We start from the raw sequence: 26,015 nt of genomic DNA, 5'->3' as shown, positions 1-26,015 counted from the left end.
GCTGATGTGCCGTGCCGGCCGTGTCCGCACGGCGACGCCCGATATCAGAGCGGTCGGCGATCGTGGATGCGCGGCACTCGCGGCCGCGTTCGTGGTCGCCGGCGCTACCGCGGCGGCGAACCACCGGCCGACCCGCGTACGGCTAGGCGATCACGGTGTGGCCGCGCGATCAGGGTGTCGGCTGAAACGCTCGGTCACCAGGCCGTGCTCCTGAATCAGGGCCGAGGCGAGGGCCGCGTCGAGCGCGCCGACGCCGGTGAGGTCGGCGACCGTGACAGCCGTGGCCGACCGTCGTGCCGGCCCCGCCAGTACGGCTCCCGCGGCGGTGTCGGCGTGTTCCGCCACCGCCCCCGCCCGTACCGCGTGGCCGAAGTCCCCGTGGTGCAGGCACTGGCTGTGGTCGTCGGTCACGATCGTCTCCGCGCGGCGGAACAGGTCGGCCGGCAGCTCGTTCTTGTGCGGCATGTCCGCGCCGATGCCGGTGACGTGCGCACCCGGCCTGATCGCCGCGGCCGCCAGTACCGGCGCGGTGGCGGGCGTCGTGGTGATGACGATGTCGGCCGCGGCGGTCTCGTCGGCGGCGGCGGGCCTGGCCTCGTACCCGAGCGCGCCGAGCCGGTCGCACAACGCGGCCGCCTTGCGCGCGTCGCGGCCGTGGACCAGGACCCGGGCGAGCGGGCGCAGCATCCCCAGCCACTCCACCTGCAGCCCGGCCTGCTCGCCGGTGCCGAACACCCCCACCGTGCCCGCGTCGGCCCTGGACATCGCGTGGGTGACCAGGGCACCGGCGGCGGCGGTGCGCCAGGCGGTCAGCCGTCCCCTGTCGTCGAGGACGGCCCGCACCTGGCCGGTGAGCGCGCTGACCACGCAGACCAGCCCGTGGTTCGTAGGAAGGCCCCGGTCGGGATTCCGGTAGAAGCCTGAGACGATCTTGACGACGAAGTCGTCGTCGCCGGTGATCCATCCCGCCTTGACGTGGCAGTCTCCCCCGGCCTGCGGGAAGTCCAGGTGGAGGGGCGCAGGCACCGTGGTGCGGTCTTCGGCGTGGGCGATGAGCGCGGCGCGGACGGTCTCGAAGACGGTCTCCGGGCGGGCCGCCGCCTCCAGCGCCTCGAGCCCCAGGACGGGAACGGTCATCGGCGGGCTCGCAACCACGCGGCGAAGGCGTCGAGAGCCGGTTCGGGATCGAGGCGCCCGACCCCGATGCGGAAGCGGTCGGCGGGCGAATCGGTGAGCTCGGAGCGGTAGATGCCCGCCGGCAACAGCAGGACCCCTGCCTGCTCGACGAGGTCGGCGCAGAAAGCCTCCACGCCGTCGGGGCCCAGGTAGCGGGGGTAGGCCACGCAGCCGCCGTCCGGCGCCCGCCACTGGAACAGCTCGCCGAAATCGGCGAAGAAAGCGTCGAAGACCGGGAGGTTGGCGGCGATGATGGCGCGGTTGCGGTCCAGGATCCGCTCGCGGGCCTTGATGGCGATCCGGGCGAGCACCTCGCTCGGCGCCGCGTTGCAGATGGTGGTGTAGTGCTTGGCGCGCTCAAGCCGCGAGCGCAACTCCCGGTCGCGGCAGGCGATCCAGCCGATCCGCAGTCCGGGCAGACCCAGCGACTTCGAGGTGACGTTCAGCGACAGGGCGCGCTCGGACAGGTCGGCGGCCTGCGGCAGGGTGCGGGAGGGGTCGAGTTCGAGGCCGCGGTAGACCTCGTCGCTGAACAGGTGGATGCCGCGCTCGTCGCACAGCCGGACCAGGCGCGCGAAGTCCGCCGCGTCGATGAGCGTCCCCGTCGGGTTGTTGGGGAAGTTGACGGACACCACCCGGGTGTTCGGGCGGAGTGCCGCGACGACCTGGTCAATGTCCAGCGCCCAGTCGCGCTCCGGGTCCAGGGCGACGCCGGTCACCTTGCACAGCGAGAGCGGCACGGTCTCGGCCGACTGGTAGTTGGGTGTGACGACGACCGCGTGGTCGTCGGGCCCGAGCAGCACCTGCATGGCCACGTACAGAGCCTCTTGGGCCCCTGCGAAGCAGATCACGTCGTCGGCGTCGGCGTGGGTGTAGGTGCCGGCGATCGCCTGCCGCAGGGCCGGGTCGCCGAAGGTCTCGGTGTAGCCGAACGACAGCGTCTCCCAGGCGTGGCGGTCCTGGTCGTCGGCCAGCGCGAGCAACTCGGCCATGGTCATCGTCTGCGCGTCGGAGGCGGTCAGATGGTGGCGGGCGGTGAACTCCCATCGGGAGAAGTAGGTCTCCAGCCGGAAGTCGGGCAGTCGGGTCACGAGTCGTTCCTTTGCACCTTGAGCTCGGCGAGTAGGGCGTAGAGGGTGGAGCGCGACACCTTGAGCGCGCCGGCGACGACCGGGACCGCCCGCCGCATGGCGAACACTCCCGCCTGGTCGAGTGCGGTGAGGACGGCGAGGCGGTCCTCGCGTCCGAGGCGCTCGACGGGGCGGCTGCGCTCGCGGACGAACGAGCCGACGATGTGGTGCACCCGCTCGACCCAGTCCTGGTCGAACAGCGCCTGGGGGCGGGGCTGCACGGGCGCGGCGAACCCGGCCAGCAGCGCGGCCGCCTGGTCCAGCGGGGTGCGGTCGAGGTTGACGCACAGCACGGCCGACGGCTGCCCGTCGGGGTCCCTCAGCACGGCGCTGATCGATGACAGCCGGCGGCCGTCGGCGAGCAACTTCTGGTACGGGCCGTAGACGTCGCGGGCTGACGGGTCGAGGCCGTCCAGTTCGCCCAGCAGCGAGGGGTCGCCGGCCGTGCGGTTGCTCATCGGGTTCCAGATGCCCAGCACCCGGTCGTGCTCCACGTCGTGCAGGACCACTTCGGCGTAGGGGCCCAGCAGCAGGGCGATCGCCTGGCACACCGGCGCCCACGCCCGCACGCGCGGGTCCGCGCCGTCCGTCGCCATCTCCATGTTTGGACTTTACGTCCAGACTGGACAATTAGTCCACAGCGCATGGGCTTTCTCTCGCGCCCGTCGGCCTGGCCGCCTCCTGTATCGGCGGGGGCCGGCGGGTAGGGCATCCGGGATGGCGCGTCGCCGGCCCGGCGGACGGTGCCCGGCGAGCCCGCGGACAGGCCGGGGCCTTCGGCGCAGGAGAGGCTCGGGGCGGAATCGCCACCTCGACCCCGGAGACCGGCTCACCGGACGCTCCGACCCGCCTCGGCCCCTGTGGCGGTCCTCGTCGGCTGGGGAGCAGGAGGCGGATCGCGCAACGTCGCCGCCCGCCCCGTGGGTACAGTGACAAGATCTTTCACATTTTTCGGCAATGGGTGATAGAAAGATCCGCAACTTGTGAGGTTTGTGAGGTCGATGGGATGAGCGAGGACGCGTTCCGGCTCGCCATGGAGGACATGGCTCGGGAGTACAACCGGCAGGCGGCGCAGCTCAAGCAGGCCTACACCCGGTTGCGTGAGATGAACGCGGTAGGGAAATCTGACGACGGCATGGTGACGGTGACGGTCGGCCCGCGAGGGCAGGTCCAGAACATCGAGCTCAACCCGCGCGTCTACGGGAAGCTGTCGCCCTCCCAGCTGGCGCACTCGATCCTCGAGCAGATCTCAGCGGCCTCGGGCGAGGTGGCCGAGCGCACCAAGGAGCTCATGTCGCCGTTCGTGCCCGAAGGCCTGCCGTACGAGGAGTTCTTCGGCGACGAGTCCTCGCTCGACGCGCTCCTTCCCCAGCCGATCAATCTCGAGGGCCGCGAATGACCGCCAATCCGTCTGGCTTCACCGTGAGGACGTCAGGGCTTCGCGCGCGTGCGAGCTACGCCGACGGAGAGGCGGACACCCTGTGGTGGGAGAAGCGCGCGCTGCTGGACGTGTTCATGATCGAGGGCAATCCGCTGGGCAAGGACCAGTACGGCATCGAACTGGAAAGGAAGCTGCCCACGATCCAGGACGGGATCATGGACGCCTTCGATGCGTGCGTCACCGAGGCCGAAGGGATCCGCGACAAGCTCGCCGACACCGGCTCGACATACGACTCGGTCGAACCCGGATGGGAGCGGACAGCCCTCGAGCGGGGATCTGCCTCTTCCGTCCATCCCTCCGGCTTCGGAGTGGTCGGGCCAGTCGTCCAGGGCGTATCCGGCTGAGCAGTACCCGCCGGAGTTCTACCCGTCGGATCAGTCTTCAGGTGATCGTCCGTTGCTGCCCTAGCGGAGAGCTGGCATGGGATTTGATGGGTTTCTGGTGCCGGACTGGGCCAAGCCGTATGTGGGCTGGGTGGTCGGGACGGAGTGGCCGGAGGGTGATGAGTCGGGGTGCTTCCGGCTGGCTGACGCATGTGCGGCCACGGCAAAGAACGTCATGGCCGGAGAGGGGCTGACGCAGGCGGCGCGTCCTGGTGAGGACTGGGATGGCGAGGCGCTGGAGGCGTTTCTGACGTTCGTGCGCCAGGTGTGGGGGGACAGGCGGGTCGAACTGGTTGAGCGGTTGGTGGCGGCGGCGCTGGAGTTCAACCGGGTTGGTGTGCAGGTCGAGTACACCAAGCGGATGATCGAGGTGGCGGTCTGGTTTCTGATCTTTCAGATCGGGTGGTTGCTCGCGGCGGCGGTGGGGCCTTGGGGTGGCGTTTCGCTGGCGATGATCGGGCCGCGTTTGCAGTTGACCCGGCTGGCGATCGCGCAGTTGGGCAAGCGGCTGCTGATCAATGTGGGGTTTTTCGGCGTGCTGCTGGGCGGTATGGATCTGGCGGTGCAGGCTTCGCAGAGTCGTCGTGACAACATCGATTGGCAGCAGGTGCTGACGTCGGCGGGTTCTGGCGCGTTGACAGGCGCGTTCTTGACGGCGTTCACGGGGTTTTTCCCCACGCGGTCGATGTGGGGTTTGATGACGCGGTCGGGGTTGGCCGGGGGTGCCACCGCGGCGACGATGGAGTTGTTCAGTGGCCGGCCGTTGGATGAGAAGACGTTGCGGACCGTCTTGATGAATGTGACGGCGGGTTTCCTGGGGGGTGCGGATGCCCATTGGGCTAGCTGGAATCCCTCGACCGGATCGATAGCGGGGACCGGGCCTGGGTTGAAGACGGGTGGAGACCTTTCTCCGACCTCGCACGACGGTCCCCACCCGCCCTCGAGCGGATCGGGGAACAGCGGCCTGCCGCCGTCGTGGCTGCAGAGCTCGACGCCCGGCGCCGTGGGCGGGCCGCACCCGACGATGGGCGCCCAGGCGTCTGGCGTAGCGCAGCACGGTACCCCAGGGGGCTACGACTTCCACTACACCTACGCCGAATCCCCCGTGCACGGCACATTGGACCTCAGCACGAGCTTGTCGCAGGCCACATACGTCACGAAGGGACCCGCCGACAGCACGTTAGGGCCCACCCCTCATCACGTGGACATCGACGCCGCGACGAGCGCCTCCCAACACCACGGCGGTGTCGTCAAGCCTGAGCCGGGCAAGCCGGGACCGGTCTTCCACGCGTTGGGGCAGTCGGACACCACTACCGGGCCGAAGCCCAAGCCGAGCATCGATTCGCTGATCAACGGTGCGGGCACGCCGCACGCCCCTGCGCCTGCGTCGAAGGGCCCCGCCGGCGGGGCACCTCCTCTGCCGACGCATCCCGGCGGCTCCGGCACCACATCACCGGCCGGTGGGCAGCACACTGCCCCGTCGGTGGCTCCTCACCCTGTCTCCTCGACCAACGTCCACCCGTCGACCGTCTCTCCGGGCGCTCACCCGTCTTCCGCTTCCCCGTCTGTTGTCTCGCCGGTGGCCGACGGGCATGCCGGCGCCGCAGGCCCGTCGGCGGCCTCTCACACCGACGGCGGTGCCACGGTCGCCGGGCATGCCGACAGTGGCGGCGACACTTCGGTGGCCTGGCATGGCGACAGCGGCGGGCCGGTCGGCGGGGTCAAGGACGCCTCCTCCAGCCCGTTCAAGATCTTGGATGACACCGGCAGGTCCGGTGACGGGTGGGCCGGTCCCGGGCTGTGGGGCAAGTACGGCGCCGCCGGGGTGCTGATCAGGAACACCGACGCCACGGGTGTGGAGCGCTACCTGCTGGTGCAATGCGGTCCGGGTGTCAGCTCGAACGTGGGCAAGTGGCAGTTGCCCGGCGGGGCGTTGGACAGCAAGGAAACACCCGCGCAGGGCGCGGCGCGGGAGATCAGCGAAGAACTGGGCGTGAACCAGGGCTACCTCGACACGCTGGAGCTCACGGGAACCCATGTGGTGGAAGCCGCCAACGGCTGGAAATACACCAGTATCGCCGCCGAAGGCGAAATATTCACCCCCAAAGTCGACAAGATCGAGACTGCCGACGCCAAATGGGTGACGCTGTTCGAACTGCGTGACATGGCCTCCCAGGGCGAGCTGCACCCCGCTCTGGCCAAGTCTTTGAACGATGTGCTGTCGCTGTTCCACGCCGCCAAACACGGCAGTGACCCGGCCGGGCCGGCGGCGTTGTCCTCGACCGACACCTCCCCGAATCCCACACACACCGGCGCGGACGCAGGCCCGGCCGGCACACACCCCTCCTCCGCCGATCTGGCCGACGGCCCACCGGCCATCAGGGACGCGCCTCCGAGCAAGGGCGAGCAGTACGTGACTGTGGTCAGATGGGAGGACAGGTTCAACCGCTACGCCCTTGTACCCAAGCTCTCGATGTTGTCCCCGCAAGAGCAGGCGACGGTGCGGGCGAAGCTGCAGGACCCGTCCTGGGTGCGGATGCGGGCCGAGCAGCACATGAAAGGTGACACTAACCACACGCCGTTCATCTCGGTGGCCGTCAGCCAGCAGAGGGCCCTGGCCTCCACGGATGGGTGGCTCAGGGGGATCACCCGGGAAACACCTGACATCGCCCTGCTCAGGATCCCCGCCAGCAAGCTCTTCGCGCCGGACCCAAGCAACTCGCTGTCCGTCAGGGAGACGGAGATGGTCTTCCTTGGCGAGGACCTGAACGAGCTCAAGAAGTACGTCGTCGGCTGGATACCGAACCCCTACAAGGGTCTCCCATGACCGTCCCGGATGACGTCGGCGAAAGCGCGTAGGCCAAGAAACAGATCACCGAGCTGACGCCTCCGCCGCGCCCGCGGCCTTTTGCGGGAACTGTCCGGCATTGCGCCTGCAGATAATGACGTCCGCCCAGGTCATGACCAGGGGGCGTTACTCCGTCGGTGCACAACACCGCCTGGGCCAGCGCGAACAGCTCATCACGCCGCGCGCGCGGTCTCCCAGTCAGGGTAAGGAGCGGCGGGTGTCACACCCGCCTGATCATCGGCCTTCATCCGTGTTCCAACGCCCGCAACGCGCCCAGATCGCCATCCAAGGCGTGCGAGTCCTGCCCGAAGCACTCTGGGCCGCCGGGCGACGAGACCTGTTGCACCGAGGTGACGAGAACCCCGTCGGCGGCATAGAAGAGCTCGTCAGCCTGGCGGGACGGGCTCGAGCGCCTTCGACGGCGCACGCGGTGCGCCCCGCCACCGACCGATGCGGGTGGAGGCGGCGGGGCGCGGTGATCGCGGAGCGGTCAGGTGCCGGTGTTGCCGGACGAGCCCGGTCGATCACGGTGGCTCGACCGGGCTCGTCGGGTGGAGACAGGTCAGGCGAGGTCGAACCGGTCGAGTTCCATGACCTTGGTCCAGGCTGCAACGAAGTCGGTCACGAACTTGTCGCGGGCGTCCTGGCTGGCGTAGACCTCCGCGAGGGCTCGTAGCTGGGAGTTGGAGCCGAAGATGAGGTCGACCGCGGTGGCGGTCCACTTCACCTCATCGGTGGCCACGTCGCGAATCTCGTACACGTGCTCCTCGGACTCCGATGCCTTCCACCGGGTGCCCGGGGAGAGCAGGTTGGTGAAGAAGTCGTTGGTGAGCGCGCCGGGCCGGTCGGTGAGGACGCCGTGCTGGATACCGCCGAAGTTGGCTCCGAGCGAACGCAGGCCGCCGATGAGGACGGTCATCTCGGGCGGGGTCAAGTTGAGCATGTAGGCGCGATCGACGAGCAGCACCTCCGGTTGGGTCTTCTCACCGGAACGCAGGTAGTTGCGGAACCCGTCGGCCCGCGGCTCGAGGACCCGGAAGGACTCGACGTCGGTCTGCTCCTGCGTGGCGTCGGTGCGGCCCGGACGGAACGGCACCGTCACCGCCAGGCCGGCCTCCTCTGCTGCCTTCTCGACGGCGGCCGAACCGGCCAGCACGATCAGGTCGGCGAGCGAGATCTTCGCGCCGCCGGCCTCGTTGAACTCACGCTGGATGCCCTCAAGGGCGTCCAAGACCGTCGCGAGTCGCTCGGGCTGGTTGGCCTCCCAACTGCGCTGCGGCTCGAGACGAAGCCGGGCGCCGTTGGCGCCGCCGCGCTTGTCGGTGGACCGGAAGCTCGCGGCGGCGGCCCAGGCGGTGGAGACCAGTTGAGCGGTCGTGAGGCCGGACTCCAGGACCTTCGCCTTGAGAGCAGCGACGTCGGCGTCATTCACGAGTTCGTGGTCGACGGCCGGCACCGGGTCCTGCCACAGCTGGGGCTCGGCGACCCACGGTCCGAGGAAGCGGCTCACCGGACCCATGTCCCGGTGCAGCAGCTTGTACCAGGCCTTGGCGAAGGCCAACGCGAACTCGTCGGGGTTCTCCAGGAAGCGGAGGGCGATCTTCTGGTACGTCGGGTCGACACGCAGCGACAGATCGGTCGTGAGCATGGTCGGCTTGTGCTTCTTCGACGGGTCGTGGGCGTCCGGGATGATCGCCTCGGCGTCCTTCGCGACCCACTGCTTCGCGCCTCCGGGGCTCGTGGTGCGCTCCCACTCGTAGCCGAAGAGGATCTCGAAGAAACGGTTGCTCCACTGCGTCGGCCGGTCGCTCCACGTCACCTCGAGACCGCTGGTGATCGTGTCACCGCCCTTGCCGGTGCCGTAGCTGCTCAGCCAGCCCAGGCCCTGCGCCTCCAGCGGCGCGCCCTCTGGCTCCGGCCCCACGTGGTCGTCGGCGATGCCGGCGCCATGGGTCTTGCCGAACGTGTGGCCGCCGGCGATGAGAGCGACAGTCTCCTCGTCGTTCATCGCCATCCGGCCGAAGGTCTCGCGGATGAAATGCGCCGCCGCAGCCGGGTCCGCGTTGCCGCGGGGACCCTCCGGATTGACGTAGATGAGACCCATCTCGGTCGCGCCGAAGTTCGGCACCATCTCGGTACCGGTGACGTAGCGCTCGTCACCGAGCCAGGCGTCCTCCGGCCCCCAGAAGATCTCCTCTGGCTCCCAGACGTCCTCGCGGCCGAAGCCGAAGCCGAAGGTCTTGAAACCCATCGACTCCAGGGCGACGTTGCCGGCGAGCACGAGCAGGTCGGCCCACGAGATCTTCTGGCCGTACTTCTGCTTGACCGGCCACAGCAGCCGGCGGGCCTTGTCGAGGTTGGCGTTGTCGGGCCAGCTGTTGAGCGGGGCGAAACGCTGAGCGCCATCGCCGGCCCCGCCGCGACCGTCGTGGATGCGGTAGGTGCCCGCGGCGTGCCAGCTCATCCGGATCATGAGACCGCCGTAGTGGGCGAAGTCGGCCGGCCACCAGTCCTGCGAGGTGGTGAGCACCTCGATGATGTCCTGCTTGAGGGCCTCGACGTCGAGCTTCTCGAACTCCTTGGTGTAGCTGAACCCCTCTGCCAGTGGGTTGCCCTTGGACGAGTGCGCGCGCAGCACCGAGAGGTCGAGCTGGTTGGGCCACCAGTCCCTGTTCGTGCGCGGACGACCGCCGGTCTTCGGAGTCGGCGAGTCGATTGCGGGGTTCTCGCTCTCGCTGCCATGCGCGGTCACGGAGTCCTGCGCGACCGGGTATCCGGCCGCCGCCTTCTGGTCCACGCCCTGCGCGCTGGAGGGGGCGTTGTCCTGGATGTCGCTCATCTGCTTCCTCCGAACTGCCGGATCACTGGGCAATGCGTCTGGTCGCACAGCCGCGATAGGTGTCCCAATAGACGACCTCCGCCTCGTCGACCACGAAGCCCCGGCCATGCGAGGCGGTGAGACAAGGGGTGTGGCCGACGGCGCAGCCGACGTCCGCGATCGCAGCGCAGGAGCGGCACACGACATGGTGGTCGTTGTCCCCCACCCGTGACTCGTGGCGGGCGGTCGTACCGGCGGGCTCGATGCGCCGCACCAAACCGGCGTCGGTCAGCGCACACAGCACGTCGTACACCGCCTGGCGGGAGACCTTCCGCCCGTACCAGGGCGATCACCGTGTCGGTGTCGACGTGCGCGTGATCGCGCAGCGCGGCGGGCATTGCCAACCGCGGCCGGGTCACGCGCAACGGAACCGCTCTCAATTGCGCCTCGAAGTCAGACGCCATATGGCCAACATAGTCGCCCCCTTCGAAGAGCAGATACGCGGCCGTGCCCTGTCGTCTGACTCGCAGCTTCGGCCAGGGGTCGGGCAAGCGAGCACGTGCTCGCGCCTGTGGCTGCAGGCCAGGCGGCCGTAGACAGCGCAGGCGTCCAGGGCGCGGCGAAGTGCAGGCTCGGCCACGACAGCAGCCACGAGGTCAGCGCGACACCTGCACCGGATCGATGGCGAATGCCTTGTAGAGCTGGGTGATGTCCAGTACCCGCCGAAGCACACCCTGGACATGGGCCAGGCGCAGTCTGGATCCCGCTTGCACAGCAGCTCGAGCATCGCGGGCAGAACGAACGCATACGAGCCGATGGATTTCAGGTGGGCGGGGTCCAGGCCAGGAGGTCGTCCAGCGGACCGGTCAGGAGGCGCGGAGCGAATCGCCAGGTCGTCGCCACGCCGAGATCGCGCAGCCGTACGGCCAGCGGGTTGCGCAGCCGTACGACGCGGCAGATCGCGGCGGACTGGGCCACCACCTTGGCGGTGCGTGCCAACCGGGCGGCGGTGTAGGCGGCCAGGCCGTGCTCTTCGCCTGCGACATGGGCCAGCACGACGGCGTCCTCGATCGCCTGGCAGGCGCCCTGGCCCATGTTGGGCGTCATGGCGTGGGCGGCGTCGCCGAGCATCGCGATTCTGCCCCGGTGCATGGCGGGCAGCGGGGCAGGCAGGTAGTAGACGTCGTTCCTGATGATGTTCGCCGGCGGAGTGGCGGCCACAAGGGCGGGGATGGGCGCATGCCAGTCGCCGAACAACTGTAGCAGTTCCGCCCGCTGGTCGCCCCCGCCCCCGCCGGCAGGAACGGCGTTGGTGCCGTAGCAGTAGGCCAGCTCGTCGGCGAGCGCCATGTAGCCGAAGACCTTGCCGTCGCCCCATGTCTCGAAGGTTTGGCCCGGCACGCCGTGGCCGGGGACGAGCATTCGCCAGGCGGTGATGCCGGCGTAGCGAGGTCCCGGGTGACTGGGGAACAGGGCTGCCCGGATAGGGGAGTGGATCCCGTCGGCGGCCACCACGAGATCGCCTGTCACCTCGCCCGTCCCGCCCGGCCGTACGTCCTGTCCTTCCTGGCCGGTCCGGAAGGTCACGCGGCCGGTGTCGGGATCGGCGCCGGTGACCGTGGTGTTCAGCCGGATCGTGCCCGGCTTGAGGCGTGCCGCCAGCGCTTCCACCAGGTCGGCGCGGCGGAGGAGCACCACCGGGTCGCCGTGCCGGGCGGCGGCCTCCTCGGTCATGTGCACCAGCCAGCGCCCGCTGCCGGCGCGCCGTACACCTCCGACACCGCGGATCGCCGACAGCGCCCGTACCTGATCGCCGACGCCGAGCACATTCAGTGCCTTGAGCGCGTTGGCGAAGACGGACAGTCCCGAGCCCACGGGTTCGATGGACGGCGCGCGCTCAAAGGATGTCACCTCCCATCCTCGCTGCTGGAGCGCCACCGCAGCCGCCAGCCCGCCGATCCCCGCTCCGATCACCACAGCGTGTCCCATGGCAATCTCCTTACTACGATCGTAGTTGGATTTACTATGATCGTAGTATCACATCGAAGGAGGCGCCATGAAATCGCAACGTGCCGAACTGGTCGCCGATACGGCCATCACCGTGCTGGCCGAGCGAGGCGTCCACGGCCTGACCCACCGCACGGTGGACGAGACGGCCGGACTCGCTCCAGGCTCGGCCTCCAACGTGGCCCGCACCCGACTGGCGTTGCTGGAACTGGTCTTGGAACGGCTCGCCGAACTCGACACGGTGGCGTTCGGGTTCGGCGCGGAGCCGGTGGTGCCGGAGGGGACGGCCACGGCGGCGGTGCTCGACATGTTCGCCGCGATGACCGCCAGGACGCTTCACGTCCGGCTCACGTCGGAGCGCCGCCAGAGTATCGCCCGCTATGAGTTGGCGATGGAGGCCACGCGGCACCCGGGACTGCGCGAACTCTACGACGCGGTGGGCCGTCGGCTTCGCGATCCGGTGGTGGCGATGTTCACCGCGCTCGGCTCACCGGATCCGGCACGGCACGGCCAGCAGGCGGTGGCGTTCCTGGAAGGTGTGATGTTCGACGCCCTGGTCGGGGCCGGGCCCGAGCCGGCCGAGGAGGGCATCAGGCTGGGAGTCCGGGAACTGTTCAGGGGCATGCTGGGCCAGTAGCCCGCAGACGCGAGGGCCGGCCCCGCTGAGCAGCCTGGATCTGGCCGGCGTGGTGGTCACCGCCGATGCCCTGCGTACCCAGCACGAACATGCCCGGCAGATCGTCGCCGCGCGCGGCCATCCTCCCGACGGCCTTCAGCTACTCGGTCTCGGCGCACGAGAACGCTTCGGACCTGGGCATGCGACGTCGAGAAAGAGTTTCTGGGCTGGCCGCTCGGCGCTGACCCACATGGGCATGTCAGTTGGCGGACGAGACTGACACGAGCTCGTTCAGTTGCAGTCATCCCGCATTTGCTCGACAAGACTTGCGGGTCGTAGATCGGTCCAATGTTCGCGGATGTAGTCCAGGCAGCGGGCACGACCTCCCGGCCCATATATCACGGTCCAGCCAGCCGGTAAATCGACGAATTCCGGCCAAAGAGAGTAGTGCTTCTCGTCGTTGACGAGCACGAGGAAGCCACCCTCGAGATCATCGAATGGATTGCTCATGGAATCTCTTTCAATGGGAAATGGAGCGAGGCTGTAGTTTCTGGAGTGAATAGGAGAGGTGATACTTGACCAGCGCCCCCGCGACGGAAGCTCGCCGGTGATCTATGTGTCGGAGAGCCTTCGGTGACCGGGCGGGGCACCTCCACTCCCATTCGGTCAGTATGTTGAGCGCCGATGGGCCCTGCGGCAACCGACCGTTCGCGACCAGGGGACGGCCAGGCGGCCCGCTGTGCCCCTGCCTGTGCGCAATGCGTATCGGGCCGACTCCTGTCCGGCGTTCATGGGCTGCGGTTGAACCGCTGGACAGTCGCCAGGATCGTCCCCGCCGGCGAGCAGGCCGTCTGGCGCGACCGCCGGCCTGATGTCGCGTCGCGGGCGACCGCCTCATTCACGGTGACGGTCCGGTCACGCTCCGGAATGTTTCGGATTCTTTGACGGAACAACATGTGTTCGACGGAGGAGAAAGCTGATTGTGGCGACGAAAGACCTGCTGGCCGCCTTGTGATCAATGTCAAGTGGTGGAATTGGCGTACATTTCAACTAAGTCCATCTTCTTGAGGCTTAACGCTAATCGTTTACCGCGCCTTGACGAATCTTCCGTTTGTGGGATGCTCGACCGTGTTGAGCGATCATCGTCGCCGGGGCGGATTGGCCCTGATCCGGAAACGTGCACCCGGTGTTTTGAACACAACCTGCTTTGATAGGGGGATACGTTGGTACATTCCAACGGACAAGCCCGTTCTGTGCTCGCTATCGCCCACCTATCGGCGCAGCCACCCGGTCACCACGAAAGCCTGCCGATCGAGAGTGTGCTGCCGGCTGATTCTCCGCGGCTCGACGGTGAGGACGTGGAACATATCTGCCTGCTTGCAGAGGCGGAGGACCTCCCGCCGATTCTCGTCCATCGCGCGACGATGCGTGTCATCGATGGCATGCACCGCCTCAAGGCCGCGGTCTTACGCGGTGACGACACGATCAGGGTCATCTTCCACGACTGCAACGACGCCGACGCGTTCGTGATGTCGGTCAAGGCGAACATCCAGCACGGCCTGCCGCTCTCGCTCTCGGATCGGAGAGCGGCGGCGGCGCGGATAGTCATGCTCTACCCGCGTTGGTCCGATCGTGCCATCGCGGAGGTGGCGGGACTGTCGGCGAAAACGGTGGGGGCCATCCGCCGAGACTCGCCCGCCGCGCTGACCGAGGTTCGCGAACGGGTCGGCCGGGACGGGCGGGTCCGCCCGCTCAACACGGTCGACGGCCGGCGGTACGCCAGCGAGCTGATCACCCTGTATCCGGAGTCCTCGTCGCGAGAGATCGCACGGAAGGCCGGTATCTCTCCCAGTACTGTGCGAGACGTCCGTGATCGGCTTCGCAGGGGAGAGAACCCCGTGCCCGAACGCCGGCGCCCGGGTAACCCCAACGAGCAGCTCACGCCGGAGTGCAAACTCCAGGAGCGGATCAAGAGCCTGCAGTCGTTCGACTGCCGTGACGAGATCCTGCAGAAGCTGAGCAAGGATCCCACGGTCCGCATGACCGATAAGGGGCGTGCCATGTTGCGCTGGCTGAGTTCGCAGTGCCAGCAGGTCGAAAAGGGCAGGGAGTTTCTGGCCGACAACGTCCCTGATCACTGTTCGAGCCTCATCGCCGACCTTGCCTGCTCCTTCGCCAACTCATGGCTCAGCATCGCCGGTGAGATGCGAAGTCGCAGCCAGGCCCAGCCATGACGGCCCATCAGCCGCCAAGGTGCGAACCGGCCACGGCCGCGGCCCTGTTCGAGCAGTGCGTCCGCCGTCATGCGGCTCGGGCCGCAGTCGAAGACGACGGCCACTCGCTGACCTACCGTGAGCTCAATGCCCGGGCGAACCAGCTCGCCCGCCGACTGGTCGCTTCGGGGGTCGGTGCGGAACAGGTCGTCGCGGTCGCGCTGCCGCGCTCGCGGGACTGCGTCGTCGCCGTGCTGGCGGTGCTCAAGTCCGGCGCCGCCTACCTTCCGCTTGACGTGACCTACCCTCGGGAACGCCTCGCCTTCATGATCCGTGATGCGCGGCCCGCGCTGGCCATCACCACCACGTCGGCCGGCCGGCTTCTCGAAGATGCCGCCGACGAGGTCATCTGCCTCGAACTCGATCGGCCCGAGACCGTGGCGGCCCTGGCCGAGCTGAGCGCCGGCGACCTCACCGACGCCGAGCGAACCACACCGGCGCACCCGGCTCACGCGATGTACGTGATCTACACCTCCGGGTCCACCGGCACCCCGAAGGGCGTCGTGATCACCGGCCAAGGAATGGCGGGGCTGGCCGACACCCAGCGCCGCACGCTGTGCGTCGGCCCGGGCAGCAGAGTCCTCCAGTGGGCCTCGATCAGCTTCGACGCGGCGTTCTGGGACTACTCGTCCGCCTTGTTCTCCGGCGCGACACTGGTGCTCGCACCGGCACAGGGCGACAGGTCCGTCCCCGATTCGCGGCTGCATGATCTGCTCCGCGATGGCCGGATAACCCACGCCACCCTCCCGCCCGCGGTGCTCGCCGCTCTCGACGACGATGTGCTGATCGGCGCGACGATCGTGTCCACCGGTGACTCCTGCACGGAGGCGATCGCGAAGAGGTGGGCGCGCGGCCGCCGGCTGCTCAACGGATACGGCCCGACGGAGACCACCGTCGGCGCGACCATCAGCGAGCCGTACGGCGGAGCCGGCGTTCCGATCGGCAGGCCGTTCACCGACACCGTCGTGCACCTGCTCGACGACGCTCTCCGCCCGGTCGGCGCCGGGGAGATCGGCGAGATCTATGTGGGCGGCCCAGGGCTCGCGCGATGCTATCTCGGGCAGCCCGAGCTGACGGCCCAGCGGTTCGTCGCCAGCCCCTTCGAGGCCGGCCAACGGCTGTATCGCACGGGCGATCTGGCCTCGGCGGCCGAGGACGGGCAACTCGTGTTCCACGGACGCGCCGACGACCAGGTCAAGATTCGGGGCTTCCGGGTCGAACCCGGTGAGGTCCAGTCGGTCCTTGCCCGGCACCCTGGCGTACGGCAGGCCGCCGTGATCGCCAGAGACGACGAGCACCTGGGCAAGCATCTGGTGGCCTATGTCGTCACCGACGGTGGCGATCCGGAGGGGTTACGCGAGTACCTGGCGCGCAATGTTCCCGACTACCTGACACCCGCCGCGATCATCGAGGTACCGGACCTTCCCCTCACGCCCAACGGAAAGGTCGACCGCCAGGCTCTGCCGGAGCCGGAGCGGCGCGCCGTCTCCGGCCGTCAGGCGCGGTCGGCCCATGAGCGCTACCTGTGCACCGTCGTCGCCGAGCTGCTCGGCGTCGACCAGGTCGGCCCCGCAGACGATCTCTTCGTCCTCGGCGGGCACTCGCTGCTCGCCGCGAAGCTGATCGGGCGGATCAGGAAAGACCTCGGCGTACGGCTGCCGTTGCGGACGCTCTACCGATCCGGCCGGATCAGCGACATCGCCGCCAACCTGGCCGAGGTGGCGCCGGACTCGCGCGGGGTGCCTGACTGAGCGTCATCCGCACTCGCGCGCCAAGGTTCCACCGTTGTGTTTCACAAGGCTCTGCGGCCATGGTGGAGCAATCCGAACGTACGAAAGCGCATCCAAGGCACCACGAGAAGCAGCGAGCCGGCCGTTGAGGAGATCATGAACTCTCGAGCGCTAGTGATCGCACGCCATGAGGCACGCCTGATGAGGACCCAGCCCTGGATCGTGGTGATTCTCATCATCATCCCCGGCCTGCTGCTGGCCTTCTTCGCCAACGGCATCGTCGGTGGCCCGGCGCGGGCCATTCCGGGCCTGGCCGCGCTGTTCGGCTTCTTCGGGCTCTCTGCCATCGGCCTCGCGTTCTACCGCGACCACGGCTGGATGACGTGGGACCGCCTGCGGGCCAGCGGAACCCGGCCGTTCGCCGTCATCGTGGGGAAGCTCACGCCGCTGGCCGTGATGTTCCTGCTGCAGTACCTCGTGCTGTTCCCGCTGGGCTGGGCGGCGTTCGGGCTGCAGATCCGCGGGAGCGTCCTCGGGCTCGCCCTGGTGACGATCGGCCTGGTCGCCGCCGAGCTCGGCATCGGGCTGCTGCTGGCCGTGGTCTGCACCAGCATCGCCCAGCTCAACTCGCTGGTGAGCATCGGGACGCTGCTGCTGGTGGGGGGCGCGGGCGCGTTGGCGCCGATCGAGACCTTCCCCGGCTGGGTCCAGGCGATCGCACCCGTTTCCCCGGTCTACTGGTCGTTCCAGGGCTTTCAGAGTGTCATAGCCGAGGGCCGCGGCCTGGCCGACGTGCTCGGCCCGGCGGCCGTCCTGTTCGGGATGGCCGCCGTCTGCTTCGTGTTGTCCGGGATCTTCTACAAGCACGAGCAGCGCAAGACCTTCTTCTCCTGACGGCTACGGCAGGTCCGACGGTCCAGTTCCCCAACGCCATGCGAAAGGACGGAAGAAGTGGGAAACCTCGCCGATGACATGGTCGTCAAAGGGGCTGATGGTCGATACCAAGCCGAGCTCTCGGCGGACTGGGACTTCTGGGGGCCCAACGGAGGTTATGTCGCGGCTCTCGGGCTGCGCGCGGTCCAGGCGCACAGTGCGCTGCCGCGGCTGGCGTCGATGTCCACCCACTTCCTGTCCGGCGCCCGCCATGGCCACGTGGACATCGACGTCACTACGCTACGGACCTCCAGAAGGGCGGAGTCCATCCGGGTGTCGATGTCCCAGGAGGGCCGTCCCGTCTGCGAGAGCCTTGTCTGGATGGTCGCCACCGACCTGGTGGGACTCGTCCACGACCACGTGCGACGGCCGGACCTGCCCGGCCACGAGCAACTGCTCTCGATCATCGATCTGGTGGGCCCGGACATGGAACCGCCGATGCCGATCTTCCGCAACATCGAATGGAAGCCCTTCGCATGGCAACACCCAGGCGTGCCCGACCCCGCGGCCGCCGAGGCACGGTGGTCCGCCTGGTGGCGCTTCCTCCCGCAAGCGACCTTCGACGACGCCTTCGTCGACGCGGCCCGAGCGGTGATCCTCCTCGACCTCAACACGTGGGCGGCGGGCAGCAAGGGGCGCCCGTACGAGATCAGCTACCTCGCGCCGACCATCGACCTGTCCATCCAGTTCCACCAGGCCCAGCCGGACTCCGAATGGCTGCTGGTCGACGGCATGGCCGACATCGCAGACGAGGGGCTGGTGTCCGGCCAGAGCCGCCTGTGGAGCTCGGACGGCACGCTGATCGCCTCCGCTTTCAGCACCCTGCTCTGCAGGGAGATCCGGTCCTGAGCCGTCTCACCTGGCAGGTCACGGCCGGCCGTTCGACCTCTGGAGGGCGGCCAGCGCCAGGTGCCACGGGAACGCGCCGGCTCCCTCGGGGGTGCGCACCACGTGGACACCCTCGGCCCGCAGGCTTTCCACTGCGGCGCGGAACGGAACGCGCGCTGCCAGAGCGCTGTTCACCGCGGGCAGGACCACGAGCGGGATGCCCAGGCCAGGAGCCTCGGCCATGACCCCCAGGGCATAGGAGTCCGTGATGCCCTGGGCGAACTTGTTGATCGTGTTGAAGGTCGCCGGAGCCACGACGATCGCATCCGCTCTGGGGGACTTCGGCTCGTTGGGCTTGCGGTACGTGCTCCGAACCGAGCGGCCGGTCTGCTTCTCCAGCGCCGGGACGTCGATGAAGTCGAGTGCCGACGGCGTGGCGACGACCTGGACGGCCCACCCCTCGTTCTGGGCCATCTCGACCAGGCAACCGACATCCCCGGCCACACCGGCCGCGCATATGATCACGTAGAGCACCGGCACCTGCGGCTCACCAGTCGTCGTCGAGGCGGTAGGAGGCCAGGAACTCCTCCACGTCGGCGAGCGACTCCTCGTACCCGAAGTTGCGGTACGCGTATCCCTTCGCCACGTACGGTGCGCCCGCGTAGAACATCTCGTACTGATGGTGGCGTCCGCCGAACTCGCTGCCGACAGCGTCCCAGGCGAGCTTGAACAGCTTCACGCGCTCCTCGGCCGGGACACCGGGCGACTGGACGTATCGGTCGATGTCGGGACGTGTGGCAGGATTGCGAAACTCGGCGACCGACGACGGCACCTGCAGCACGCCACCGCCGGTGAGGTCGCGCAGGATGGCGAGCACCCGCGGGTACAGCTCGGCCTGCATGGCCATCGCGCCGTAGAGCGGTCGCGGCCGCGGCAGCCACACGCCGGCGTCGTCGGGTTCGGCACCGTACTCGGCTGCGAGCACCGCCGACTCCACGAGGGACACGATCGCGGCGAGCTCGCCGAGCTTCTCCTGTACGCCGGGGACGCGGTCGACGCCGGTCGTCTGCGCGACCTTGCGCGCGATTCCGGCGAGGAACCGGAGCTTCGTGGCGAACCTGATCTGTGCCTGCGAGTTGCCCAGGACGTGGGCCCCCGTGGCGAAGAACTGGCGCCTCAGGCCGTCGATGTCCCGGTAGACGAAGACCCGTTCCCACGGCACGAACACGTCGGCGAAGACGACCAGCGCGTCGGTCTCGTCGTAGCGGCTGCTGAGCGGGTAGTCGTACGGTGAGGTCGCCGCGGGGGCGTAGGGGCGCCGGCAGTACAGCTTGAGACCGGGTGTAGCGATCGGCACCACGAAGCCGAGCGCGAAGTCGCGGTCCTCCGGCGTCAACGGTTTGATGCACGACACGAAGATCTCGTCCGCGACCGCCGCGCCGGTCGCGAGCATCTGGGCGCCGCGCACCACGATGCCGTCGTCGCGCTCGTCGGCCACGCCGACCTGGATCAGGTCGCCCTCCCACGCGTGCGCGGTCGTGATCCGGGAGACCTGTGGCGGGATGATGGCGTACGAGACGTAGAGGCTGTCACGCAGCAACCGCTCGTAGTACGTGGTGACGTTTCGCGAAAAGTCGTGTTTCTCGGATCGGAACGCCTCGGGATGAGCGGCGAAGCCGGCCAGGAACGAGCCGACGTGATCGGGGCCGCGGCCCACCCAGCCATAGGTGTGCCGCGCCCACGTCTCGATCGCTTTGCGCCGCGCCACCAGCTGCTCGTGACTCTGCGGCATGGAGTACACGATGTTGGCCGGTCCGTCGATCTCCCTGGCGTACGCGGTCATCCCGCTCGCCGGGTCGGCGGCGATGTCGTAGAGCTCCGACACCGTCCGCGCGATCGGCGCGAACGCCGGATGTCCGGTGACGTCGCGGACGCGCTCGCCGTCGACGTAGACCTCGCGCTCGTCCCCGATCGCGGACAGGTAGTCCGATCCCTTACGCATGGGCTGTCCCTCGGCTCCCTGCCGTCACTCCTCTGTCAGCTGGAACCACGACTTGCCCAGGCGCTCCGAGGTCTTGGGCTCCGCGAAGTCGTGGTAGGTCATCTTGGAGTTGGCGGTGGCGATGAAGTCGCCATCGCGCGTCCAGAGCCTGGTCTCCGCGCCGAGGATGCCGTCGCCCGCGTAGCTGCCGACGGCGTCCGCCAGCAACCATTGCGCTTCCGGGTGGAAGGTGTGGAAGTCGACGGTGAGGCTCATCGTCGGCGCGATGAACTGCAGCGGCGGCGTGAAGGGGTCGGCGACCGTCGCGAACTGCATGGCCGCGGTGATGATGATGGAACGGCAGGCGTCGACCCACGGATCCTTCTGTCCCTCGCCACAGGCCATCCGCTGCCATCCTCGGATGTGCGCGTCCCGCCTCGGAGTGAACTTGAGCTCCTCCTGCGTGAGGTGGTCGATCCCCGGGTAGTTGTGCGACCCCATCAGTCCCTTGATCATGCGGAACTCGAGGTTCTTCCAGAACGGTTCCTCGCCCATCAGCGCGAGCACGTCGTCGTCGAGAATGGTCGCCTCGGAGTCCTCCGGCGCGGGTGCGGCGGGAGCCTCCTGCCAGTTGAGTTTCGGCCCGACATCGACGGCGGGTGCGGCCGCCACCAGCGCGGCGAGGATGTCCCGGCCATCCTGGGTCATCCGTACGAGGAACGACGACGCCCGGTCGGTGCTGCGCAACGTCGTGACCTCGAGGTCGGCTGGGCCGACCCTCGCCTCGTTCAGATAGTGGCACGACACGCTGACCGGCTGGGTCGTCGTACTCGACGCGTGGGCCTGAGCCGCGCGCAGGGCGATCGAGGTCAGGTACCCGCCGACCGGTACCCACATCCTCCAGTCCTCGACGATCTCGCCTCTGTAGGTCCCGTCGCCTGTCCGTTCGACCGCGGTTTGCCGCTCCAGATTCGACATACGGGACACCTACCACGGGCGAAATACCAGCCGACAGCAGCGCTTTTCGCGCGGGGACGGTGCCGACTGTGGGAATGCCGCAGTTGGTCACTTCTTCGTGCGTCACAGGGAATGGCAGGATGTGCGGGCCGTGGGGGTTGCCCCTACTAACGGTCTGGAGGCTCGTATGAGCGTTGACGATGAATCCGGAGAGGCTGCCCTAGCCTCGACTCGGCCCGCCGCGCGGGTCCGGGGGCTGCGGAAGGCCTACGGCGACGTGATCGCACTCCAGGGACTCGACCTCGATGTCATGCCTGGGTCGGTGGTCGGTCTGATCGGGCCCAACGGCGCCGGCAAGACGACCGCCGTGCGGTGCATGGCCGGGCTGCTGAAGCCGGATTCCGGCGACGTGGGCATCGCGCCGAGCAGGACACCGGGCCGATCGCCTGTGGCGATCGCCGCCCAGGAGATCGAGTTGTATCCGGGGCTGCCCGTCGAGACGAACCTGATCTTCTTCGGTCACCTGTCGGGGGTCGAGAACGCGGAGGAGGTGCTCGCCGAACTGGCCGTCGAGCTCGAGCTCGGGCCGTTGCTCGGCAAGCTGCCCAAGGACCTGTCGATCGGACAGCAGCGGCTGGTCCACGTCGCCGCGGCCATGGTGGCGGTGCCGGACCTGCTCCTCCTCGACGAGCCGACGGCCGCGCTCGACGTCGGCTCACGCGAGACGCTGTTCGCCGCGGTGGCGCGCCGTCGCGAAGCCGGTGTCGCGGTGCTGCTGTCCAGCCATCAGCTCCAGGAAGTCGAAGCCACCTGCGACTCGATCGTGATGATCAACCATGGCGAGGTCATCGCCGCCGGTGACGTCGACGACCTGATCGGCAAGCACGGGGGCGGCCAGATCGAGATGACCGTGGACGGGACGGTGCAGGTGGTCCAGGGCGATGACATAGCCGCGGCGATCGCTCAGGTGACCGCCGGCGGCGGCCGGTTGGAGGCTGTGAACGTCATCAAGCCATCCCTCGAAACGGTGTTCATCAACCTCACCGGCATGCGCAGCATGGATGTCGAGGCGTCCTGATCGTGGCTGGATACCACGAGTATCTCGAACTCGACCGTCTGCTCAGCCTGCAGCGGCCCCGCACCGGGCACACCGCAACCGAGCTGCCCTTCATCGTGGTACACCAGGTCAGCGAGCTGTGGTTCAAATTGATCATCGAAGACATCCAGGGTGCGATCCAGGCCCTCGGCGCCGACGAGGTGGGTGCGGCCCTGCAACGGCTGCGCCGCGTTCGTGAGGTGGAACGGCTGCTGATCGACCAGTTCGTGTTGATCGACCAGCTCCCTCCTGGAGGCTTCGGCGCGCTGCGCCCGGCCCTGGGCACGACCTCCGCCGCCGAGTCACGGCAGTTCGCCGTCATCGAGCGGCTCTCGTGCCCACCCCCCGGCCCCGGAACCCCGGCTGCCGACCCGGGCGAGGATCTCTGGTCCGCGCTGTGCTTGCACGCACAGGGCGACGGCCACGACATGCCCGTCGACGACACCGGCGAGGCCCGCGCCCGGCGGGCGCGCGCCCTTCTGGAGATCTACCGGCAGGCAGGGCCCATGTTCGCGCTCTGCGAAGCGCTGCTCGACCACGACCAGGCGTTCAGCATCTGGCGGCAGCGGCACGCCCTGGCCGCCGCACGGCAGATCGGCAATGCTCCCGGCACCGGCGGTACGACCGGCGTCGCGTTCCTGGAGCACCGTTGCAACCGCAGGTTCTACCCCGATCTGTGGTCGATCCGGCCAGATCTCCAGTTCTCCGGCTGAATCAGAGGCGACCTGTCATGATCGTCCGACCCAAGATCGAGCTGTACGCCGAGGAGCACACGAGCCCGCCCTCGCCGCTGCTCGCCAAGGTGGCCGCCGCCACCAGATCGACGATGGAACGACCCGAGATGATGATCGGCGCGGTCGAGGGCGCGCTGCTCGCGATGCTGGTGGCGATGGTACGGCCGCGGCGCATCCTGGAGATCGGCACGTTCACGGGTTACTCGGCGCTGTGCATGGCCGAGGCCATGCCCACCGGCTGCCGGATCGTGACCCTCGAGGCTGACGCCCCCACCGCCGCGATCGCCCGCACCCACATCGCGGCCTCGCCGTACGCGGATCGGGTCGAGGTGCGAGAGGGACTGGCCCTCGACACCCTCGCCGAGCTCGGCGGGCCTTTCGAGCTGGTCTTCCTCGATGCGGACAGGCCGTCCTACATCACATATCTCGACGCCGTGCTTCCCCTGCTCGGCGAACAGGGGTTCATCGTGGTCGACAACGCGCTGCAGTTCGCCATCACCCCCGACCCGGAAGAGGCGGCGGCCGTCCACGCCTTCAACGCTCACGTGGCGAGCCGGGCCGACCTCGTCCAGGTGATGCTGACGATCCGCGCCGGAGTGACCGTGATCCGCCGTGCCTGCCCCGAGCCGACCACTCGGTGATGACTGGAGCACACATGACCGATGCCATCACCGGCGAAGCCACCACCGGCATGGTGCCGGACGCGTCCGGCACAGCCGCAGAACCGCTCGCCCGTCTGGACGCCCCCAGCCCGCAAGCCTCGTCACTGCCACCGGGCACTCTCCTCCCGCTGCCAGGGGGGTTCACGGTGCTCTCGCAAGGCGTGCTCCGCAGCGCCGGGTTCCCGATCGGCGGTCTGCTCGAACTCGGCGACGCCGACTACGCCGCGGCCGTGGACCGCCGGCTGGACGAGGCGGGCGGCGATCTGGACGCGGTGGTCGCCCGGGCCGGCGCGCGGCAGGCCGAACTGCTGCGCAGGATCGCCCGCCGCAGCGATTTCCAGGAGGCCATGGCCTGGCAGAACCCCGACCTCATCGAGCCGATGATCATCACGCTCGGACAGTCGGGCCCGGACACCCCGAACAACCACCGGCTGCGCAAGCGCCAGCGGCTCGTGGCCAACTACTGGACCAGGTACTGCGCGAAGAACGAGACGATCGGCTTCTTCGGCCCGGTGAGCTGGTTCGGCCTCCGGTCGAGCGGGGAGACGCTGCGCATGAGACCGGGCCCCGCCCTGGCGAGCCATGGCGAACTCTTCCTGGAACCCTGGGCCATCGACGTGCTGGCGGCGACCCTGTCCCAAGACCCAGAAGTGCGCCCGTGGATCGCACCGCGCCGCCACCCCACCGTCTACGTCTCGGGCACGCACGCCCGGACCATGGCGGGGCCGGTCGAGCTCTCCGCCGACGAAGCCCGGCTGATTGCCCTCCTGGACGGCGGGCGGGCCGCGCGGGAGATAGCCGCCGAGTACGGCTCCGACCCCGCCGAAGTGTACGCAGAGCTGGACCGCCTGGCCGCCAAGGGGCTCGTGCTGTGGGACCTGGAGCCGCCGCTGGTGCAGAACGCCGAGCGTGAGCTGCGCAGGCGCCTCGACGCCATCGGCGACGCCAAGGTCCGTGAGCGGGCGACCGAGAAGCTCGACCGGCTCGAACAGGCGCGTGACGCACTCGCGGGCTACCGCGACGTGGCCGACCTGCTCCGCCTGTACCGGAGCCTGGAGCGGGAGTTCACGACGCTGACCGGAGTCGATCCGATGCGGCGCCCCGGCCAGGCCTACGGTGGCCGGCGTCTGGCCTACATCGAATGCGGTCGTGACGTGGAGCTGTCGTTCGGGCCTCAGGTGTTGGAATCCTGCGCCGTCCCGCTGTCGCTGCTGCTGACGAGCGCCCGCTGGTTCGCCAGTGAGGCGGCACGGCAGGTGCGGGCCGTGTTCTCCGAGGCGTTCGACGCGTTGGGCGTCGAGACCGTCGGCCTGGCCGAGCTCGTGTTCGCCTGCGCCGACAAGGTGTTCGTGCCCGGTGATCGCCCGGTGGACCATCTGGCGAAGGAGTTCGTGGCGCGCTGGCGCGCGGTCCTCGACCTGGACACCGACGCTCACGTGGTGACGCGCGCCGGCGACGAGATCCGCCCGCAGGTCGAGGAGACCTTCGCGGACGCGACCCCGAGCTGGGGATTCGCCTGGACTCACAGCGTGGACCTGCTCATCGCGGCCGACGACGCCGAGGCGTTCGCGCGCGGCGAGTTCCAGCCCGTGATCGGCGAGCTCCACGTCGCCTACTGCCCGTTCGAGATGCCCGTCTTCGCAGGGGGACACCCCGACATCGAGGAGCTGCGTGCCACGCTGGCGACGGTCATCCCCGACAGCCGGGTGCTGCTCAGCCCGGTCAAGGACTATCCCCGGGTGGCCGCGCGGATCTATCCGTGGCTCCACGACGAGCACGACTGGTGGCTGTGTGTGTCCCCGTTCCCTCCGCGCGGTTCCGACCGGCTGCTCCCGCTGTGCGGGCTGGAGGTCCGCCGCGAAGACGGCAGGCTGGTCACCGGGCTGCCCGGCGCCGACCGGTGGTTCGACATCGCCGACGTCCACGGCACCTGGCTGATGTACGAGTTCATGGACGTGTTCAAGCAGGTGGTCAAGGGATATGACCACACGCCCCGGGTGGTTGTGGACAACACGGTCGTGTTCCGCGAGACATGGTCCTTCCGGGTCGCCGAGCTGGACTGGATCTCCGTGCGCAGCGACGCCGAGCACTTCCTGGCCGCCCGGCGCTGGCGGCGCGAGCACGAACTGCCGGAGATCGTGTTCGCCTCGGTCAGTTCGGAGACCAAACCGGTGTTCGTGGACCTCCGCAGCGAGGTTCAGGTGGCCAACCTGGCCAGGCTCCTGCGGGCCGTCGCCGTGAACCAGGACGCGTCGGTGACCTTCTCCGAGATGCTGCCCGGACCCGAGCAGTCGTGGCTGGCCGACTCCGAAGGGAACCGCTACACCGCGGAGCTGCGGCTGCTGTTCGTGGACCGTGCCACGGCCGACTGAGCGTTTTCCCCACTCGAACACCGATACAGA

General features: G+C 68.7%; 21 protein-coding genes and 1 pseudogene. 12 read left to right on the top strand and 10 right to left on the bottom strand.

What is annotated here, in order from left to right:
- Window positions 1-150: 150 nt before the first annotated feature.
- Genes AC3EO4_RS31925 through AC3EO4_RS31915 form a run of 3 tightly spaced genes read right to left on the bottom strand, consistent with a single transcriptional unit; the run spans window position 151 to window position 2,908 of the window.
- Window positions 151-1,137, bottom strand: coding sequence for an ornithine cyclodeaminase family protein (locus AC3EO4_RS31925; protein ID WP_431899043.1), 987 nt, complete (start codon window positions 1,135-1,137; stop codon window positions 151-153).
- Complete coding sequence (locus AC3EO4_RS31920) at window positions 1,134-2,267, bottom strand: aminotransferase class I/II-fold pyridoxal phosphate-dependent enzyme (protein ID WP_431899041.1); 1,134 nt, start codon at window positions 2,265-2,267, stop codon at window positions 1,134-1,136. The genes AC3EO4_RS31925 and AC3EO4_RS31920 overlap by 4 nt, the downstream gene beginning before the upstream one ends.
- The gene (locus AC3EO4_RS31915; RefSeq protein WP_379582450.1) at window positions 2,264-2,908 is read right to left on the bottom strand and encodes a helix-turn-helix transcriptional regulator; all 645 of its coding nucleotides are present in this window, start codon (window positions 2,906-2,908) and stop codon (window positions 2,264-2,266) included. The genes AC3EO4_RS31920 and AC3EO4_RS31915 overlap by 4 nt, the downstream gene beginning before the upstream one ends.
- A gap of 404 nt (window positions 2,909-3,312) precedes the next feature.
- Here AC3EO4_RS31915 and AC3EO4_RS31910 point away from each other — a divergent pair, with 404 nt between their 5' ends.
- The 3 genes from AC3EO4_RS31910 to AC3EO4_RS31900 all read left to right on the top strand — a co-directional run bounded on the left by AC3EO4_RS31910 (window position 3,313) and on the right by AC3EO4_RS31900 (window position 6,957).
- Window positions 3,313-3,705, top strand: a complete 393-nt coding sequence (locus AC3EO4_RS31910; RefSeq protein WP_379582446.1) for a YbaB/EbfC family nucleoid-associated protein — start codon at window positions 3,313-3,315, stop codon at window positions 3,703-3,705.
- On the top strand, window positions 3,702-4,091 hold the full coding sequence (locus AC3EO4_RS31905; protein ID WP_431899038.1) for a hypothetical protein: 390 nt from the start codon (window positions 3,702-3,704) through the stop codon (window positions 4,089-4,091). Before AC3EO4_RS31910 ends, AC3EO4_RS31905 begins: the two co-directional genes overlap by 4 nt.
- Window positions 4,092-4,167: 76 nt before the next feature.
- Window positions 4,168-6,957, top strand: coding sequence for an NUDIX domain-containing protein (locus AC3EO4_RS31900; protein ID WP_431899036.1), 2,790 nt, complete (start codon window positions 4,168-4,170; stop codon window positions 6,955-6,957).
- Window positions 6,958-7,540: 583 nt separating this feature from the next.
- Here AC3EO4_RS31900 and katG read toward each other — a convergent pair.
- The 3 genes and pseudogenes from katG to AC3EO4_RS31885 form a co-directional block, all read right to left on the bottom strand.
- Window positions 7,541-9,817: a catalase/peroxidase HPI gene (katG, locus tag AC3EO4_RS31895; RefSeq protein ID WP_431899034.1), complete on the bottom strand. Its 2,277-nt coding sequence runs from the start codon at window positions 9,815-9,817 to the stop codon at window positions 7,541-7,543.
- A gap of 22 nt (window positions 9,818-9,839) precedes the next feature.
- Window positions 9,840-10,260, bottom strand: a pseudogene (locus tag AC3EO4_RS31890) (Fur family transcriptional regulator).
- 358 nt (window positions 10,261-10,618) lie between these two features.
- Window positions 10,619-11,785: an FAD-dependent monooxygenase gene (locus AC3EO4_RS31885; protein ID WP_379582437.1), complete on the bottom strand. Its 1,167-nt coding sequence runs from the start codon at window positions 11,783-11,785 to the stop codon at window positions 10,619-10,621.
- 67 nt (window positions 11,786-11,852) lie between these two features.
- On the opposite strand from AC3EO4_RS31885, the gene AC3EO4_RS31880 reads away from it, so the two are divergent.
- A complete protein-coding gene (locus AC3EO4_RS31880) occupies window positions 11,853-12,440 on the top strand; it encodes a TetR/AcrR family transcriptional regulator (RefSeq protein ID WP_379582435.1) in 588 nt (195 codons plus the stop codon).
- Window positions 12,441-12,710: 270 nt separating this feature from the next.
- Here AC3EO4_RS31880 and AC3EO4_RS31875 read toward each other — a convergent pair whose 3' ends face one another.
- On the bottom strand, window positions 12,711-12,929 hold the full coding sequence (locus AC3EO4_RS31875; protein WP_431899031.1) for an MbtH family protein: 219 nt from the start codon (window positions 12,927-12,929) through the stop codon (window positions 12,711-12,713).
- Between the two features lie 743 nt (window positions 12,930-13,672).
- On the opposite strand from AC3EO4_RS31875, the gene AC3EO4_RS31870 reads away from it, so the two are divergent.
- From AC3EO4_RS31870 to AC3EO4_RS31855, 4 genes are all read left to right on the top strand, one after another.
- Complete coding sequence (locus AC3EO4_RS31870) at window positions 13,673-14,653, top strand: ParB/RepB/Spo0J family partition protein (RefSeq protein WP_431899029.1); 981 nt, start codon at window positions 13,673-13,675, stop codon at window positions 14,651-14,653.
- On the top strand, window positions 14,650-16,443 hold the full coding sequence (locus AC3EO4_RS31865) for a non-ribosomal peptide synthetase (protein WP_431899027.1): 1,794 nt from the start codon (window positions 14,650-14,652) through the stop codon (window positions 16,441-16,443). Before AC3EO4_RS31870 ends, AC3EO4_RS31865 begins: the two co-directional genes overlap by 4 nt.
- A gap of 135 nt (window positions 16,444-16,578) precedes the next feature.
- Window positions 16,579-17,316, top strand: coding sequence for an ABC transporter permease (locus AC3EO4_RS31860; protein ID WP_379582426.1), 738 nt, complete (start codon window positions 16,579-16,581; stop codon window positions 17,314-17,316).
- A gap of 57 nt (window positions 17,317-17,373) precedes the next feature.
- Window positions 17,374-18,204, top strand: a complete 831-nt coding sequence (locus AC3EO4_RS31855; RefSeq protein ID WP_379582424.1) for a thioesterase family protein — start codon at window positions 17,374-17,376, stop codon at window positions 18,202-18,204.
- 18 nt (window positions 18,205-18,222) lie between these two features.
- On the opposite strand, the gene AC3EO4_RS31850 is transcribed toward AC3EO4_RS31855, so the two are convergent.
- The 3 genes from AC3EO4_RS31850 to AC3EO4_RS31840 are packed head-to-tail and all read right to left on the bottom strand — an operon-like array spanning window position 18,223 to window position 21,142.
- Window positions 18,223-18,723 (bottom strand): flavoprotein, encoded by a 501-nt coding sequence (locus AC3EO4_RS31850; protein WP_379582423.1) that lies wholly within the window; start codon window positions 18,721-18,723, stop codon window positions 18,223-18,225.
- Between the two features lie 7 nt (window positions 18,724-18,730).
- Window positions 18,731-20,185: a 4-hydroxyphenylacetate 3-hydroxylase family protein gene (locus AC3EO4_RS31845; RefSeq protein WP_431899024.1), complete on the bottom strand. Its 1,455-nt coding sequence runs from the start codon at window positions 20,183-20,185 to the stop codon at window positions 18,731-18,733.
- 24 nt (window positions 20,186-20,209) lie between these two features.
- Window positions 20,210-21,142 (bottom strand): thioesterase family protein, encoded by a 933-nt coding sequence (locus tag AC3EO4_RS31840; protein WP_379582419.1) that lies wholly within the window; start codon window positions 21,140-21,142, stop codon window positions 20,210-20,212.
- A 166-nt stretch (window positions 21,143-21,308) separates the two neighbouring features.
- Here AC3EO4_RS31840 and AC3EO4_RS31835 point away from each other — a divergent pair, with 166 nt between their 5' ends.
- Genes AC3EO4_RS31835 through AC3EO4_RS31820 form a run of 4 tightly spaced genes read left to right on the top strand, consistent with a single transcriptional unit; the run spans window position 21,309 to window position 25,985 of the window.
- Window positions 21,309-22,199 (top strand): ABC transporter ATP-binding protein, encoded by an 891-nt coding sequence (locus AC3EO4_RS31835; protein ID WP_431899021.1) that lies wholly within the window; start codon window positions 21,309-21,311, stop codon window positions 22,197-22,199.
- Between the two features lie 2 nt (window positions 22,200-22,201).
- Entirely contained in the window at window positions 22,202-22,930 is a 729-nt protein-coding gene (locus AC3EO4_RS31830; protein WP_379582415.1) for a tryptophan 2,3-dioxygenase family protein, read from the top strand.
- A 17-nt stretch (window positions 22,931-22,947) separates the two neighbouring features.
- Window positions 22,948-23,592, top strand: a complete 645-nt coding sequence (locus AC3EO4_RS31825) for an O-methyltransferase (protein WP_431899019.1) — start codon at window positions 22,948-22,950, stop codon at window positions 23,590-23,592.
- Window positions 23,593-23,606: 14 nt separating this feature from the next.
- Window positions 23,607-25,985, top strand: coding sequence for a lantibiotic dehydratase (locus AC3EO4_RS31820; RefSeq protein WP_431899017.1), 2,379 nt, complete (start codon window positions 23,607-23,609; stop codon window positions 25,983-25,985).
- Window positions 25,986-26,015 lie beyond the last annotated feature (30 nt).

The organism is Nonomuraea sp. bgisy101, from assembly GCF_057708945.1.
This window is presented reverse-complemented; position numbering and strand designations above follow the sequence as displayed.